This is a genomic window from Vibrio sp. QJM3NY_35, assembly GCF_057785915.1.
Window position 1 is genome coordinate 2,841,907 of record NZ_CM173507.1, and the last position, 16,194, is coordinate 2,858,100.

Consider the following 16,194-nt stretch of genomic DNA (forward strand, 5'->3'; position numbering starts at 1 on the left):
TTCGCATCTCGGAGTGAAACGTTCCTGCGCCTTACTTCAGACATAAAAAAACCGCTGACGAATCAGCGGCTTTTAAAAACATTAGCGAGTGACTAAAGAAGAATTACTTCTTCTTTTTCACTGCTTTCTTGTTTGGAAGGTCAGTGATTGAACCTTCGAATACTTCCGCAGCTAGACCAACAGACTCGTGTAGAGTTGGGTGAGCGTGGATAGTAAGTGCGATATCTTCTGCATCACAACCCATTTCGATTGCTAGGCCGATTTCGCCAAGAAGTTCACCACCGTTAGTACCAACAACAGCACCACCGATTACGCGATGAGTATCTTTATCGAAGATCATCTTAGTCACGCCGTCTGCACAGTCAGAAGCAATTGCACGACCAGAAGCAGCCCAAGGGAAAGTAGCAACTTCGTAGTTGATGCCTTCCGCTTTCGCTTCTTTCTCAGTCTTACCTACCCAAGCAACTTCTGGCTCAGTGTACGCAATTGATGGGATTACTTTAGGATCGAAGTAGTGCTTCTTACCAGAGATAACTTCAGCAGCTACGTGACCTTCATGCACACCTTTGTGAGCAAGCATTGGTTGACCAACAACGTCACCGATCGCATGGATGTGAGGAACGTTTGTACGCATTTGCTTATCAACATTGATGAAACCACGCTCATCAACTTCGATACCCGCTTTTTCAGCGTCGATAAGTGCACCGTTTGGAACACGACCGATAGCAACAAGAACAGCATCGTAGCGCTCAGCTTCAGCTGGTGCTTTTTTGCCTTCCATTGAAACGTAGATACCATCTTCTTTCGCTTCAACTGCTGTTACTTTAGTTTCAAGCATTAGCTTGAACTTGTTCTTAATACGTTTTGTGAAGACTTTAACGATGTCTTTATCCGCAGCAGGGATAACTTGATCGAACATCTCTACAACTTCAACTTTAGAACCTAGAGAGTGGTAAACCGTACCCATCTCAAGACCGATGATACCGCCGCCCATGATAAGCAGTTTTTCAGGTACTTCGTTTAGTTCTAGTGCATCCGTAGAATCCCAAATACGTGGGTCTTCATGTGGGATGAAAGGAAGTTTGATTGGGCGAGAACCCGCAGCAATGATTGCGTTGTCGAAGTTAACAGTTGTTGCTTCGCCTTCGCCTTCAACAAGAATGCTGTTAGGACCAGTGAACTTACCGAAACCGTTAACAACAGTAACGTTACGCATCTTAGCCATACCGCCAAGACCGCCAGTTAGTTGATCAACTACTTTTTCTTTCCAAATACGGATCTTGTTGATGTCCGTTTGTGGCTCGCCGAATACAACGCCGTGCTCTGCCATCGCTTTAGCTTCTTCAATTACTTTAGAAACGTGAAGAAGTGCTTTTGATGGAATACAACCAACGTTTAGACATACACCACCAAGAGTGCTGTAACGTTCAACTAGTACTGTTTCTAGACCTAAATCCGCACAACGGAATGCCGCTGAGTAACCAGCAGGACCTGAACCAAGTACAACAACTTGGGCTTTAATTTCTTTGCTCATTGTGACCTCTTGTAGTCATTATCCCTAACAGGCTGAGTAGATGTTCTTAAAATTATTGGGCTTTCAAACAGGAAACATTTTACAGAGATGTTAACAGTGTGAAAGTAGCTTTAAGTTAGCCTGTGAGCTAGACAACAATTCCCTATCAGATTATGAGAAATGCAGGAAACTGTTCTCTAAAAATAGTCTTTATATAAAGAATTAAGGTGACCCGAAAGTCACCTTAATAATTACTTTCTCAATTACAGTACTAGACGACGAATGTCAGATAGTGCGCTGTTTAGGAAAGTAATGAAGCGTGCACCTTCAGCACCATCGATCACACGGTGGTCGTATGATAGAGACAGTGGAAGCTGTAGACGTGGTTGGAACTCTTTACCATTCCAAACTGGCTTAATTTCAGACTTAGATACACCTAGGATACCTACTTCTGGAGCATTTACGATTGGAGTAAATGCAGTACCGCCAATACCACCAAGGCTAGAGATTGTGAAACAACCGCCTTGCATATCTGCCGCTGTTAGCTTACCAGAACGTGCTTTCTTAGAAACAGCCATTAGCTCTTCTGATAGCTCGTAAATACCTTTCTTGTTCACGTCTTTGAAGACAGGAACAACTAGACCGTTTGGTGTATCAACAGCGATACCCACGTTTACGTACTTCTTAAGAATGATACTTTCGCCATCGTCAGAAAGAGACGAGTTGAATGCAGGGAATGCTTCTAGTGCTTTAGCAACAGCTTTCATGATGAACACAAGTGGAGTGATCTTCATGCCAGTATCTTTCTTCGCTTCGATTGCGTTCTGTTCTTTACGGAATGCTTCTAGCTCAGTGATGTCTGCGTTGTCCCACTGTGTAACGTGAGGGATCATTACCCAGTTACGGTGCAGGTTAGCGCCAGAGATTTTCTTAATCTTAGAAAGCTTCTGAACTTCAGTTTCGCCGAACTTGCTGAAGTCAACTTTTGGCCACGGTAGTAGACCAAGAGCAGAACCGTCGCCGCCTTTGCCAGATGCTGCAGCACCAGACTCTAGACGCTTAAGTGCATCTTTAACGTAAGACTGAACGTCTTCTTTAAGGATACGGCTCTTACGACCAGTACCTTTAACCTTAGAAAGATTAACGCCAAATTCGCGAGCAAGACGACGAACAACTGGAGAAGCGTGCGCGTAGTCACCGTTCTCTTGGAAGTCGCCAGCTGCTGGAGCTACTGCTTCTGCTTTAGGTGCAGGTGCTGCTGCCGGAGCTGCTGCTTGTGCTGGAGCCGCTACTGCTACTGGAGCTGCGCCTTCAACAACGAAAGTCATGATTGAAGAGCCTGTTGACACTTTGTCGCCAGCTGCAATCTTGATTTCTTTTACTGTACCAGCGAATGGTGCAGGCACTTCCATTGAAGCTTTGTCGCCTTCAACAGTAATTAGAGATTGCTCTTCTTCTACTGTATCGCCAACCGCTACCATGATTTCAGTAACTTCTACTTCGTCACCGCCGATATCTGGAACGTTTACTTCTTTCTCAGCTGCGGCCGGCGCTCCGGATGCTGCTGGAGCCGCTGCAACTGGTGCCGCCGCTGGAGCAGGAGCTGCTGCAACTGGAGCGCCAGAACCTGCCACTTCAAATACCATCACTAGAGAACCAGTAGATACTGAGTCACCAGAAGCGATCTTGATTTCTTTAACGATACCAGCGAATGGTGCAGGTACTTCCATTGAAGCCTTGTCACCTTCAACAGTAAGAAGAGATTGCTCTTCTTCTACTGCGTCGCCGATAGCTACCATGATTTCAGTTACTTCAACTTCATCACCGCCGATATCAGGAACGTGAACTTCTTTAAGCTCAGCTGCCGCTGCAGGAGCAGCTGCAACAGGTGCCGCCGCTTCAACTGCTGGCGCAGCCGGTGCTGCTGCAGCACCTTCCGCTTCGAAGATCATGATAAGAGAACCAGTAGAAACAGAATCACCTTCTGAAATCTTGATTTCTTTAACGATACCCGCTTGAGACGCAGGAACTTCCATTGAAGCTTTGTCGCCTTCAACAGTGATCAGTGACTGCTCTTCTTCAACCTTGTCGCCAACGTTTACAAGAATCTCAGTTACTTCAACCTCGTCAGCACCGATGTCTGGTACATTAATTTCGATTGTCATTGTATTTACCTACCTTAATGCCAGTCTTATGCGTATTGCGGGTTAGTTTTTTCAGTGTCGATATCGAACTTAGCAATTGCTTCAGCAACAACAGACTTCTCGATATCACCACGTTTAGCCAGTTCAGTTAGCGCTGCAACTACGATGTAGCCAGCATTAACTTCGAAGTGACGACGTAGGTTTGCACGGCTGTCAGAACGGCCGAAACCATCTGTACCAAGTACTTTGTAAGACTCAGTTGGCATGTACGCACGTACTTGCTCAGCGTAGTTCTTCATGTAGTCAGTCACTGCGATTGCAGGTTCTTTACCAAGAACAGTCGTGATGTACGGTACTTTCTCTTCAGCTTCTGGGTGAAGCATGTTGTCACGCTCTACCGCTTGGCCGTCACGAGTTAGTTCGTTGAACGACGTTACAGAGAATACGTCAGATGCTACGCCGTACTCTTCGCTTAGAATTTCAGCGGCTTTACGCGCTTCGTTCATGATAGTACCAGAGCTCATTAGTTGAACTTTGCCCTTAGCACCAGCGTGAGATTCAAGCTTGTAGATACCCTTACGAATGCCTTCTTCAGCGCCTTCTGGCATTGCTGGCATTGCGTAGTTCTCGTTCATTACTGTTAGGTAGTAGTAAACGTTCTCTTGGTTCTCACCGTACATGCGACGGATACCGTCTTGCATGATAACCGCTAGCTCGTAAGCAAACGTTGGGTCGTAAGAGATACAGTTAGGGATCGTGTTCGCTTGAATGTGCGAGTGACCATCTTCGTGCTGTAGACCTTCGCCGTTTAGCGTTGTACGACCTGCAGTAGCACCTAATAGGAAGCCACGAGCTTGTTGGTCGCCTGCTAACCAAGCCATGTCGCCAATACGTTGGAAACCGAACATTGAGTAGTAGATGTAGAACGGAATCATTGGTAGATCGTTTGTGCTGTATGAAGTTGCAGCAGCAACCCATGAAGCCATAGAACCTAGTTCGTTGATGCCTTCTTGAAGAACTTGACCAGACGTTGCTTCTTTGTAGTAAGAAACGATGCCTTTATCTTCAGGTGTGTATTCTTGACCGTGTGGGTTGTAGATACCAACCTGACGGAATAGACCTTCCATACCGAATGTACGAGCTTCATCACAGATGATAGGAACGATGTTCTTACCAATGTTCTTATCTTTAAGAAGGATGTTTAGCGTACGTACGTAAGCCATAGTTGTAGAGATATCACGCTTCTGTTCACCTAGTAGAGGTGCGAATGCGTCTAGCTCAGGAACCTTGAACTCTTGAGTAAACTTAGGAAGACGTGCAGGTGTGTAACCGTGTAGAGCGTTACGACGAGCGTGCATGTATTCGTATTCAGCAGAACCTTCTTCCAGTTTTAGGTATGGAAGTTCAGCGATTTTCTCATCTGATAGTAGGTCTTCTAGGCCTAGGCGATCACGCAGGTGTTGAACATGAGTCATGTCCATTTTCTTAACACCGTGTGCAATGTTCTTACCTTCAGCTGCGTCACCCATGCCGTAACCTTTAACAGTCTTAGCTAGGATTACAGTTGGCTTACCGTTTGTTTCTTTCGCATTGTTGAAAGCAGCAAACAGTTTAGAAGAATCGTGACCACCACGCTTAAGAGCGAAGATTTCGTCATCAGTCATGTCTGCAACTAGTGCAGCTGTTTCTGGGTACTTACCAAAGAAGTGCTCACGTACGTATGCGCCATCTTTAGATTTGAATGTCTGGTAGTCACCATCGATAGTTTCGTTCATTAGTTGAAGAAGCTTACCAGTCGTGTCTTTAGCCAGTAGTGAATCCCAGTTGCTACCCCAGATAACTTTAACAACGTTCCAACCTGCGCCTTTGAATAGGCCTTCAAGTTCTTGAATGATGCTACCGTTACCCATTACAGGGCCGTCTAGACGCTGTAGGTTACAGTTGATTAGGAAACATAGATTGTCTAGCTTCTCACGCGCAGCGAAAGAGATAGCACCACGTGATTCTGGCTCATCCATCTCACCGTCACCTAGGAACGCGTATACGCGTTGCGCTGAAGTTTCTTTCAGGCCACGGCCGTCAAGGTACTTAAGGAAGCGCGCTTGGTAGATCGCAGAGATAGGACCAAGACCCATAGATACTGTCGGGAACTGCCAGAACTCAGGCATCAGTTTCGGGTGCGGGTAAGAAGGGATACCTTTACCATCAACTTCTTGACGGAAGTTATCTAGCTGTTCTTCAGTTAGACGACCTTCAACGAATGCACGAGAGTAGATACCTGGAGAGATGTGACCTTGGTAGTAAACTAGATCGCCACCGTCCGTCTCATTTGGAGCACGGAAGAAGTGGTTGAAACATACTTCGTAGAACGCTGCAGCTGACTGGTAAGAAGCCATGTGACCACCAAGGTCTAGGTCTTTCTTAGAAGCACGCAATACAATCATGATTGCGTTCCAGCGAATAATCGAACGAATACGACGCTCAAGAGTTACGTCACCAGGGTAAGCTGGCTCTTGTGCTGCTGGAATTGTGTTGATGTAGTTTGTGTTGATGCCTGTAGCCATATCAACACCATCTAAACGCGCTTTATCTAGAACTTGTTCTAGTAAAAACTGTGCACGTTCTACACCTTCTTCACGTACTACTGACTCAAGAGCTTCTAACCAATCTTGAGTTTCCAGAGCATCAACGTCATGCTTCATGTCAGACATGGCGATCTATCCTTTTTGTTAGTTGGATTCTACTAAACACGTAAATAGCCGAAGTATTACGGCTATTTACCCTGTTGGATTCGACGTAAAGAACGTTCGCGGCGCGATTCTTCTTTGGTCAAATCCATCAATGTTTCTTCGATGTAAGCTAAATGAGAATGTGACATTTCACGCGCCTGTTCTGGCAGCCCTGAAACGATCGCATCTACAATGTTAGCTCGATGTATACTCACTTTCTCCACAACGTCTTTACGACGATGCAACAGCTTTAAATTTTCTAAGACATTTTGTTCGAGTAACGGAGCCAAACTACGAACAATGTGTAATAACACCACATTGTGCGCTGCCTCTGTTAAAGCAATAAGAAAAGCCATCACTGCTGCAGATTCGGCTTCAATATCACCCTTATCTTGCGCGCCGTGAATTTTTTCTTGGCATGCTTGAATTCGAGCAAAGTCTTCATCAGTGCCACGCAATGCCGCAAAGTAAGCCGAAATCCCTTCCATCGCATGACGCGATTCCAACAAGTCTAGTTGGGTTTCAGAATGGGACGACAACAAATTAAGCAAAGGATCTGAAAAGCTTTTCCAGATATTTTCGCTAACAAACGTACCTCCACCTTGACGGCGAGTAAGCAAGCGTTTTGCTTCTAAACGTTGTATCGCTTCTCGGATTGAAGGACGAGACACATCGAACTGTTTCGCTAGTTCGCGCTCAGGCGGCAACTGCTGCCCTGGAGCCAGTGTTCCTTCCACTATCAACCTTTCTAACTCTTGTTCGATAACGTCCGAGAGTTTTGGCTGACGAATCCTTTGATAAGCCATAGTTTGTTGTTCTTCTTTTTCTTCGCTGACAATTGGTAATACCAATTTTAAGTTGGGCAGAAATTAACATAATTAAAACGCCACTGTCCAGTGCAAAATTGACCTGCATCATAGAACACAGCATGAATTAACCATGATTTAACAAATGAAATTTAAAACAGCAACTAAATTGGTCTTACCATTTACAGGGGTAATACTTTTGGGGAGGTTTCGTGCTAGAAAGTTTCAGGATAAAAATGAATTGTTTCAGAAACATTAGTGCCACTTGTTTAAAAATCAAACCAAGCGCACATTTAGGATGGAAATTCTGTTCATAAGTTTTAATAAATTAGCGTTTGATAAGCTCGTCACACTCTCGATTTATTGATGCTCTCCTCTCCACCACTTTCTTTACATAGCAACAACAAAAATTCACAAGTCATTATGCCAGGCGTTGACTATTCAACGCCTAACAGCAGTAAGGCTATCTAAAGTTGAGGCTTAGCCCTTGAGCTTTTCTTTAAATTTCTGCCAGTCGAAAACCAAGCCAGGATCGGTTTTGCGCAGAGGCGCAATATATTGGTGGCCTGTGATTCGTTCAGTGGTAACTTGAGGGTAGCTCGATACAAGTGTTTCCGTTAATTGGGTAAGCGCTTGATACTGCTGCTCGGTGTAAGCCACAAAGTCACTGCCTTCCAGTTCAATACCAATCGAGTAATCATTACACCTTTCACGGCCGGCAAAGCTGGACTGGCCAGCGTGCCAAGCTCTATCAAGGAACGAAACAAACTGCACAACCTCACCATCACGACGAATCAAGCAGTGTGCAGACACACCCATTTGGTGAATCACCTGAAAAAACGGGTGTTCTTCTGGGTCAAGTTTGCCCGTAAAAAACTGTTCGATGTAAGGCCCACCAAATTGCCCCGGAGGTAAACTAATGTTGTGAACCACCAGCAGAGAGATATCGTCGACGCTAGGTCTAACATCAAAATACGGGGAAGGAACATGCCGAGCGTTGTCATACCATCCGTTGAAGCTGATCGTCATCTTGGTCTCACTTTCTTTTCTGCTAGCACAATAAGATGTGACCTTACCCATAGAGCAGTCACGCTAGCCTCTTTAATTTGAAGTTAAGCAAGAGTATCATTCCATTCCCACTCCCTTTCAAGATTAGATTTGCGATGAAAAACACACATAACAGCCACCAACGCCTTGACTACTTAAAAGAGCAACTGCCTCTCGAGATCACTCGCTCAGTGGCTGAGACCATCAAAGAAGATCTAGGCGGAACGTTAGATCCAGCGGCTGATATCACGGCAAGTCTAATCCCAGCAGACGCAATCAACAGCGCAACCATCATTACACGTGAGCACGGTGTGTTCTGTGGTAAAGCTTGGGCTGACGAAGTGTTTAAGCAATTGGGCGGTGAAGTGACTATCGAGTGGAACGTAGAAGATGGCGATAAAGTTGAACCAAACCAAACGCTTTGCTCGTTAACAGGCCCAGCACGCGCACTATTAACTGGTGAGCGTAATGCCATGAACTTCATTCAAACGCTATCGGGTTGTGCGACTACGACAGCCATCTACGCTGACAAAATCAAGCATACAGAATGCCGCCTGTTAGACACTCGCAAAACGATTCCAGGCCTACGTAGCGCACAAAAATACGCAGTGGCTTGTGGTGGCGGTTTCAACCACCGTATCGGTGTTTTCGATGCCTACCTAATCAAAGAAAACCACATCATCGCATGTGGCGGTATCGAGAAAGCAATCTCGACGGCAAAAGAGCTGAACCCAGGTAAACCTGTGGAAGTTGAAACGGAAAGCCTAGCAGAGCTAGAGCAAGCGATCAGCGCTGGCGCAGACATCATCATGCTAGACAACTTCACCACAGACATGATGCGTGAAGCCGTGAAAATCAACGCTGGCCGCGCAGCATTAGAAAATTCAGGCAATGTAACTTTAGACACTATTGCAGAGTTCGCTGAAACGGGTGTTGATTACATCTCTGTTGGTGCACTGACTAAGCATCTAAAAGCGATGGACCTATCCATGAGATTTAAAGCGTAATTAACTGAATAGTAAATATATTTCCGTCAAAGGCATTGTTGATAACAGTGCCTTTTTTATTACCTAAATTATCAGTATTTCAATCACTTATTTAAGTTGGTCGCATAATTTTGCGCACCATATGAAACACCACACTAATAAACACGAAACCACTCGCGGCCAAACCTGAACACCATTCCACTTCCCCATTCCGACTTCTATTCTTTCCATCAACCAGTGCTTGCGCTGAAACAAACTAAACAATGGAATAGAACAATGAATAACAAAAGTAAAAGAACAAATCAGAAAGGTTTTACGTTAATTGAGCTATTAATAGTTGTTGCCATCATTGGTGTATTGGCATCAATTGCAATACCAGCATACAAAGAGCAAGCGATTAAGGCTGACGCAGCTTCTGGGGTCGCTACACTCAGATCTCTCTTAACCAATACCGATTTACATATCCAAAACACTGGTAGCTTCCCCGCTGCAACTGCAAATCTAAGCGATATCGGCGCTAATGCTAATATGAGTTCATTAGGTGCACTTTCAATTGATGCTGTAAGTGGAGCTAATGGAACACTAGTATTCACCTACGGAAGCAAATCATCATTGAACTCTGCTACAGCTAAATTCGTAAGGGCAAGTGATGGATGGAAATGTACTATTTCTAATATTCCATCCACTGTAAGTATTACTGCAAGTGATGTGAAGGGTTGCAACTAAACTAGTGCTCACCAACCTCCCCACGATTCTTCGTCAGGCAGGATTACTTAACCTGACTCAAGAACAAGCCGTTGCGGAACATGTACACGCTTCAGGAGCTTCGACACCTGAAGCTTTGCTCGTTCTTGATTTCTTCAGCGGCGATTCCTTAGCAAACAACATTAAAACCATCTTCGGTTTGCCGTTAGTGCAACTGGCCAATACTGACTACGAAACCTTGTGTGAACAACTAGGGCTTCGTGAGCTGATCACCAAGTATCGCGCTATTCCAATTTCAATTTCTAGTTCAACTCTCACACTCGCTTCTGCCGACCCTACGGATTTACAAGCTGAAGACGATTTCCGCTTTGCGACCGGATTACAGATTGAATTGGTTGTCGCTAATTACTCTGAATTAGAAGGCGCAATACGAAAGCTGTATGGACGTTCTATTTCCGGACAAGATTCCAAGCGCAAAGAGATCACCCAAGATGAGCTCGCTAACCTTGTTGAGATATCTGATGACGAGATAACTTCGATTGAAGACCTCAGCCAAGATGACTCCCCTGTCAGTCGCTTTATCAATCAGATTCTAGTCGATGCTGCACGTAAAGGCGCATCGGATATCCACTTCGAACCTTATGAAGAAAACTACCGCGTACGCCTGCGTTGCGATGGCATTCTTGTTGAGATCCAACAGCCCGCTTCTCACTTAAGTCGTCGTCTATCGGCGCGCTTGAAGATTCTCGCCAAACTCGATATCGCCGAACGTCGTTTGCCTCAAGATGGTCGTATCAAACTGCGCTTAAATGACGAACTGGCGATTGATATACGTGTATCGACGCTGCCAACATTATGGGGAGAAAAGATCGTTCTTCGTCTTCTAGACAGCAGCGCTGCCAATCTCGATATCGATAAGCTCGGTTACAGCGAGGATCAAAAAGCACTCTACCTCAATGCCCTAAAACGCCCGCAAGGAATGATCTTAATGACAGGGCCAACCGGCAGCGGTAAAACGGTTTCTCTCTATACTGGCCTTCGAGTGCTTAACACCACGGAGCGCAACATCTCAACAGCTGAAGATCCGGTAGAGATCAATCTATGTGGTATCAATCAAGTTCAAGTCGCACCCAAAATCGGTTTTGGGTTTGCTGAAGCATTGCGATCATTTTTACGACAAGATCCCGATGTGGTGATGGTTGGGGAGATCCGAGATTTAGAAACCGCAGAGATCGCGATCAAAGCATCGCAAACCGGACACCTAGTGCTTTCAACCCTCCACACCAACTCCGCCGCAGAAACCGTGACTCGACTCGCTCATATGGGGATAGAACCCTTTAATCTTGCTTCATCATTAAGCCTGATTATCGCCCAACGACTAGCAAGACGATTGTGCGACCACTGTAAAGCCGCTGATGACTCACCTGATATATTTCTACGCCACTCTATTCCCAATAGCCAAATCATCTACAAAGCCAACTCACAAGGGTGTAATGAGTGTAATCAGGGATACTCAGGGCGAGTCGGTATTTATGAAGTCATGCCGTTTAGCGAGCAGCTAAAAAGCAGCCTGATTGACAAACCGAACGCGTTAGCCATTGAAAACTTAGCGCGCCGGGAAGGCATGAGAACTTTACAAGAGTCAGGACTAGATAAACTGCTTGAAGGCACCACCAGCTATCAAGAGCTACAACGTGTTCTATACCTATAATTCACGGAGCGAAAATGAGTAGTAAAAGCAAACAATCACAACTAAAAAACTACCATTGGAAGGGAATCAATAGTTCTGGCAAGAAAGTATCAGGGCAGAGCTTAGCGCTCACCGAATTAGAAGTGCGAGAGAAGCTCAAAGAGCAGCATATTCAGATTAAGAAAATCAAAAAGAAAAGCATCTCAGCAATCACTCGTTTAACCCATCGAGTCAAAGCCAAAGATATCACTATTTTGACTCGCCAACTGGCTACCATGTTGGCTACTGGTGTGCCCATCGTTCAAGCCATCAAGTTAGTGTCAGACAATCACCGCAAAGCAGAAATGAAATCGATTTTATCGCACATCTGCAAAGGTGTAGAAGCCGGCACGCCAATCTCAAAAGCGATGCGAACCGCAAGCCGCCACTTTGATGATCTCTATACCGACTTGGTCGCGACAGGCGAACTCTCCGGCAACCTTGCACAAGTATTTGAACGCTTGGCGACCTATCGAGAAAAGAGTGAGCAACTAAAATCCAAGGTTATAAAGGCTCTCATCTACCCAGCAATGGTTGTAGCGGTCGCCCTTACCGTTTCCTACTTAATGCTAACCATGGTCATCCCGGAATTTGAATCGATGTTTTCTGGTTTCGGAGCAGACTTACCTTGGTTCACTCAGCAAGTGCTTTATCTTTCCCACTGGATGCAGGCCTACAGTTTTTATACTGCGATCGGTATTGTTTTATTAATTCTGTCTTTTCAGCAACTGCGTCAGCGATCTTACTCGATTCGACTTTCAACCAGTCGTCTTGGTTTACGCTTCCCTATCTTGGGTGCTGTCATCACTAAGGCATCAATTGCAAAGTTCAGCCGAACGCTATCAACCAGTTTTAGTTCTGGGATTCCTATCTTAACCAGCCTTAAAACAACGGCTAAAACGGCGGGTAATCTACATTATGAATCGGCAATCATCGAGGTTCACCGTGAGACTGCTGCTGGCATGCCGATGTACATTGCAATGCGCAATACCAATGCCTTCCCGGAGATGGTTTTGCAGATGGTGATGATTGGTGAAGAGTCCGGAAATCTTGATGATATGCTCAATAAAGTCGCTTCCATTTACGAGTTCGAAGTAGACAACACCGTCGATAACCTAGGTAAGATTCTAGAGCCACTGATCATCGTATTTTTAGGCACCGTAGTTGGCGGACTTGTTGTCGCGATGTACTTACCGATCTTTAATCTTATGAGTGTGTTAGGATAGTTAAAAGCAACTAAACACCCATGAGCAGCCAACCTCTGCTCACCTTGATTAAGTGGTAAAGGACACTATGGAAGTATTTCACTACTATCCTTGGCTATTCCCCGTATTAGCTTTCATTTTTAGCCTTCTTATCGGCAGCTTCCTCAACGTAGTCATCCACCGTTTACCGATAATGATGGAACGAGAGTGGCAACAAGAGTGCTCGGAGTATTTCTCTCAATATAAAATTCCAGCGCCAGAGGGAAAGTTCAATCTCAGTATCCCTCGTTCTACCTGCCCGAAATGTAAAACCCAATTAAGAATCATCGACAATATTCCAGTATTAAGTTGGCTGTTCTTAAAAGGCAAGTGCCATAGCTGTGCTAACCCAATTAGCGCTCGCTATCCATTGGTCGAGTTGCTTACGGCGATACTTTGTACCGTAGTCGCGAGCCACTTTGGTTTCAGTTACTACGCCATTGCTTTGATTTTTTTCACGTTTGCATTGATTACCGCAACCTTTATCGATCTCGATACTATGCTGTTGCCTGACCAAATTACCTTGCCTTTAGTTTGGTCTGGTATCGCGTTAGCTCTGTTTAATATCAGCCCTGTATCGCTTCAAGATTCCGTGATTGGCGCAATGGCAGGCTACCTAGCACTTTGGTCGGTCTATTGGCTGTTCAAGCTGTTAACAGGCAAAGAAGGCATGGGTTACGGCGACTTCAAACTTCTGGCTGCGCTTGGCGCTTGGCTTGGTTGGCAACATCTCCCAATGATCATTCTTCTATCCTCACTGGTCGGCTTAGTTTTCGGATTGATTCAACTTCGCTTGAAACAACAAGGTATAGATAAAGCCTTTCCATTTGGACCTTACCTTGCGATTGCGGGTTGGGTGAGTTTGATGTGGGGCAACGACATCATGGGCTGGTATTTCACTTCTGTACTAGGAATTTAACCATGGCAATCATTATCGGATTAAGCGGTGGTATCGCCAGTGGAAAAACCACGGTTGCTAACCTCTTCAATGAACATTTTAATATTGATATTGTCGATGCTGATATCGTTGCACGCGAAGTCGTCGCAGTAGGCAGTGACGGCTTAAAGCAGATTACCGACCATTTTGGTGAGACGATCTTGCTTGAAGATGGATCACTTAACCGAAGTAAGCTGCGTGAGCTAATCTTCTCGGATCCCACAGAGAAACAATGGCTCAATGACCTGCTTCATCCCATGATCCGTAACAAAATTGACAGTGACCTGTCTAAAGTTACATCCCCTTATGGTTTATTAGTCGCACCGCTATTGGTTGAAAACCAAATGCAAAGCATGGCCGATCGCGTATTAATCGTTGATGTGCCAATAGAAGTGCAAATAGAGAGTACGATGAGTCGTGATAATGTTTCTAGGGAACAGGTTACAGCAATTTTAAAATCACAGGCTTCAAGAGAACAACGCTTAGCAGTTGCAGATGACGTGATTAAAAACCATACTAAAAACCAAGAACTTTTGCCTCAAATCACAGATTTACATCAAAAGTATCTGGCAATCAGTACTGTAGATGGGTCAGAATAGAATAATGTTGAATGAAGGTTTGCTCGATGATCACCCACAAATTTGAACATCCTCTAAATGAGAAAACACGCATCTACTTAAGAGTTGAATCACTCTTGAGGCAGCTGCACTTGTCTTCTACATTTTCCGATGCTCAACAGTATCAACTCTTTTTCCGTTCCATCTTTGATCTGATTGAAATCTTCGAACAGATCCAACTCAAGAGTGAACTCGCAAAAGATATTGAGAAGCAGCGTGTAACCTACAAAAGTTGGTTAGATGTTGAAGGTGTCGATCAAGAGATGCTGACTTCACTACTCAACGATATTAGTAACATCTATCGTGAACTGATGCAGGCGGAGCGTTTTGGGCAGTCACTTAAAGAAGACCGCTTCTTGAGTGCCATACGTCAACGCTTTAATTTACCAGGTGGCTCATGCTGCTTTGATTTACCCGCACTGCATTATTGGCTGCATCTTCCTCTTGATAAGAGAATGCGAGATGCCAAAGCTTGGATGGATAGCCTACAGCCTTTGTATGAAGCGCTAACACTATGGTTAAAGCTCACTAGAGAGACTGGTCACTTTAAAGAGCAAATTGCTCGCGCGGGCTTCTTCCAGAGCGATGCTGATGAAGCGAATATCCTTCGCCTTTCTATTCCAATGCAATACGGTGCCTACCCGATGATCTCTGGGCATAAAAACCGTTTTGCCGTTAAGTTCATGAGCTTTGAAACAGGACAAGCCTGTACTCAAGACATCGAATTTGAATTGGCAATCTGCACCTAATTAATTTCCTTTTATAGTTTGGCTTGAGTCCTCACTCGAGCCTAAACTCACTATTATTACACCTTCAAATTAAGAATCACTATGTCGAAGAAAATCACCATCGTTAAATGCCCTCAATGTAATACTGACGTTGAATGGGGCGAACAAAGCCCGCACCGCCCGTTTTGCAGCAAGCAATGTCAGATGATTGATTTCGGTGAATGGGCAGACGAAGAGAACAGCATCGCTGGCGCACCAGACATGTCGGATAGCGATGGTTGGTCGGAAGACCAGTACTAAGATTCGAGATTCGAGATTCGAGATTCGAGATTCGAGATTCGAGATTCGAGATTCGAGATTCGAGATTCGAGATTCGAGATTCGAGATTCGGAAAAATGATTGAAGGGTTGGCGTTTAACGTCAATCCTTTTTTATTGTCTATAACACGGCGCTAGTAGAGATTCCCTACTCCTTCCTTCGTCAGTCTAGGGAATGACGGTTAAATATGAGTTTCGGTCTGGTTCGTCATCCTCGAGAGCGAGTTGGTGCTCTCTTACTTGCTAAGCTGTAAATAACAGGCACAAAAAAGCGGAGCCAAATGGCTCCGCTTTTATCGATAGAATGCAAAAAGAATTACTTCTTAGTAAGCTTCTCTTTAATACGAGCTGACTTACCAGAACGCTCACGTAGGTAGTACAACTTGGCACGACGTACTGCACCACGGCGTTTAACTTCGATGCTATCAACCATTGGAGAGTGAGTTTGGAACGCACGCTCTACGCCTTCACCGTTCGAGATCTTACGAACTGTGAATGCAGAGTGTAGACCACGGTTACGAATAGCGATTACAACGCCTTCGAAAGCCTGTAGACGCTCACGGTCACCTTCTTTTACCTTAACCTGAACTACAACAGTGTCACCTGGTGCGAATTTAGGAAGGTCTGATTTTAGTTGCTCTTCTTCAAGAGCCTTGATGATGTTGCTCATTTGTATAAATTCCTAGAATAAA

Annotated in this window: 14 protein-coding genes; 8 read left to right on the forward strand and 6 right to left on the reverse strand. The window is 44.9% G+C overall.

The window, feature by feature from the left end; all coding sequences use genetic code 11:
- Positions 1-103: 103 nt before the first annotated feature.
- The 5 genes from lpdA to ampD form a co-directional block, all read right to left on the reverse strand.
- The gene (gene lpdA, locus AC3CH3_RS12690; RefSeq protein WP_017059440.1) at positions 104-1,534 is read right to left on the reverse strand and encodes a dihydrolipoyl dehydrogenase; all 1,431 of its coding nucleotides are present in this window, start codon (positions 1,532-1,534) and stop codon (positions 104-106) included.
- 242 nt (positions 1,535-1,776) lie between these two features.
- Positions 1,777-3,678 (reverse strand): pyruvate dehydrogenase complex dihydrolipoyllysine-residue acetyltransferase, encoded by a 1,902-nt coding sequence (gene aceF / locus AC3CH3_RS12695; protein ID WP_488537285.1) that lies wholly within the window; start codon positions 3,676-3,678, stop codon positions 1,777-1,779.
- Positions 3,679-3,704: 26 nt separating this feature from the next.
- Complete coding sequence (gene aceE, locus AC3CH3_RS12700) at positions 3,705-6,368, reverse strand: pyruvate dehydrogenase (acetyl-transferring), homodimeric type (RefSeq protein WP_017108719.1); 2,664 nt, start codon at positions 6,366-6,368, stop codon at positions 3,705-3,707.
- A 62-nt stretch (positions 6,369-6,430) separates the two neighbouring features.
- Positions 6,431-7,192, reverse strand: coding sequence for a pyruvate dehydrogenase complex transcriptional repressor PdhR (pdhR, locus tag AC3CH3_RS12705; protein ID WP_488537286.1), 762 nt, complete (start codon positions 7,190-7,192; stop codon positions 6,431-6,433).
- A gap of 480 nt (positions 7,193-7,672) precedes the next feature.
- Positions 7,673-8,272 carry a 1,6-anhydro-N-acetylmuramyl-L-alanine amidase AmpD gene (gene ampD / locus AC3CH3_RS12710; protein ID WP_488537287.1) on the reverse strand — a complete coding sequence of 200 codons (600 nt, stop codon included), beginning with the start codon at positions 8,270-8,272 and terminating at the stop codon, positions 7,673-7,675.
- Positions 8,273-8,355: 83 nt separating this feature from the next.
- Between ampD and nadC the strand changes: the two genes are divergently transcribed.
- The 8 genes from nadC to yacG all read left to right on the forward strand — a co-directional run bounded on the left by nadC (position 8,356) and on the right by yacG (position 15,485).
- Complete coding sequence (nadC, locus tag AC3CH3_RS12715) at positions 8,356-9,246, forward strand: carboxylating nicotinate-nucleotide diphosphorylase (RefSeq protein WP_488537288.1); 891 nt, start codon at positions 8,356-8,358, stop codon at positions 9,244-9,246.
- A 255-nt stretch (positions 9,247-9,501) separates the two neighbouring features.
- Positions 9,502-9,951 carry a pilin gene (locus tag AC3CH3_RS12720; protein WP_102572177.1) on the forward strand — a complete coding sequence of 150 codons (450 nt, stop codon included), beginning with the start codon at positions 9,502-9,504 and terminating at the stop codon, positions 9,949-9,951.
- A 4-nt stretch (positions 9,952-9,955) separates the two neighbouring features.
- Positions 9,956-11,641 carry a type IV-A pilus assembly ATPase PilB gene (gene pilB / locus AC3CH3_RS12725; protein ID WP_488537289.1) on the forward strand — a complete coding sequence of 562 codons (1,686 nt, stop codon included), beginning with the start codon at positions 9,956-9,958 and terminating at the stop codon, positions 11,639-11,641.
- Positions 11,642-11,655: 14 nt separating this feature from the next.
- Positions 11,656-12,885: a type II secretion system F family protein gene (locus AC3CH3_RS12730; protein WP_237291070.1), complete on the forward strand. Its 1,230-nt coding sequence runs from the start codon at positions 11,656-11,658 to the stop codon at positions 12,883-12,885.
- Between the two features lie 67 nt (positions 12,886-12,952).
- Positions 12,953-13,822 carry a prepilin peptidase gene (locus AC3CH3_RS12735; protein WP_004735439.1) on the forward strand — a complete coding sequence of 290 codons (870 nt, stop codon included), beginning with the start codon at positions 12,953-12,955 and terminating at the stop codon, positions 13,820-13,822.
- Positions 13,823-13,824: 2 nt separating this feature from the next.
- Positions 13,825-14,439, forward strand: coding sequence for a dephospho-CoA kinase (gene coaE / locus AC3CH3_RS12740; protein WP_488537290.1), 615 nt, complete (start codon positions 13,825-13,827; stop codon positions 14,437-14,439).
- A 26-nt stretch (positions 14,440-14,465) separates the two neighbouring features.
- Positions 14,466-15,206: a cell division protein ZapD gene (gene zapD, locus AC3CH3_RS12745; RefSeq protein ID WP_488537291.1), complete on the forward strand. Its 741-nt coding sequence runs from the start codon at positions 14,466-14,468 to the stop codon at positions 15,204-15,206.
- 81 nt (positions 15,207-15,287) lie between these two features.
- Entirely contained in the window at positions 15,288-15,485 is a 198-nt protein-coding gene (gene yacG, locus AC3CH3_RS12750; RefSeq protein WP_019823814.1) for a DNA gyrase inhibitor YacG, read from the forward strand.
- 333 nt (positions 15,486-15,818) lie between these two features.
- On the opposite strand, the gene rplS is transcribed toward yacG, so the two are convergent.
- Positions 15,819-16,172, reverse strand: coding sequence for a 50S ribosomal protein L19 (rplS, locus tag AC3CH3_RS12755; RefSeq protein WP_004735514.1), 354 nt, complete (start codon positions 16,170-16,172; stop codon positions 15,819-15,821).
- Positions 16,173-16,194: the final 22 nt, after the last annotated feature.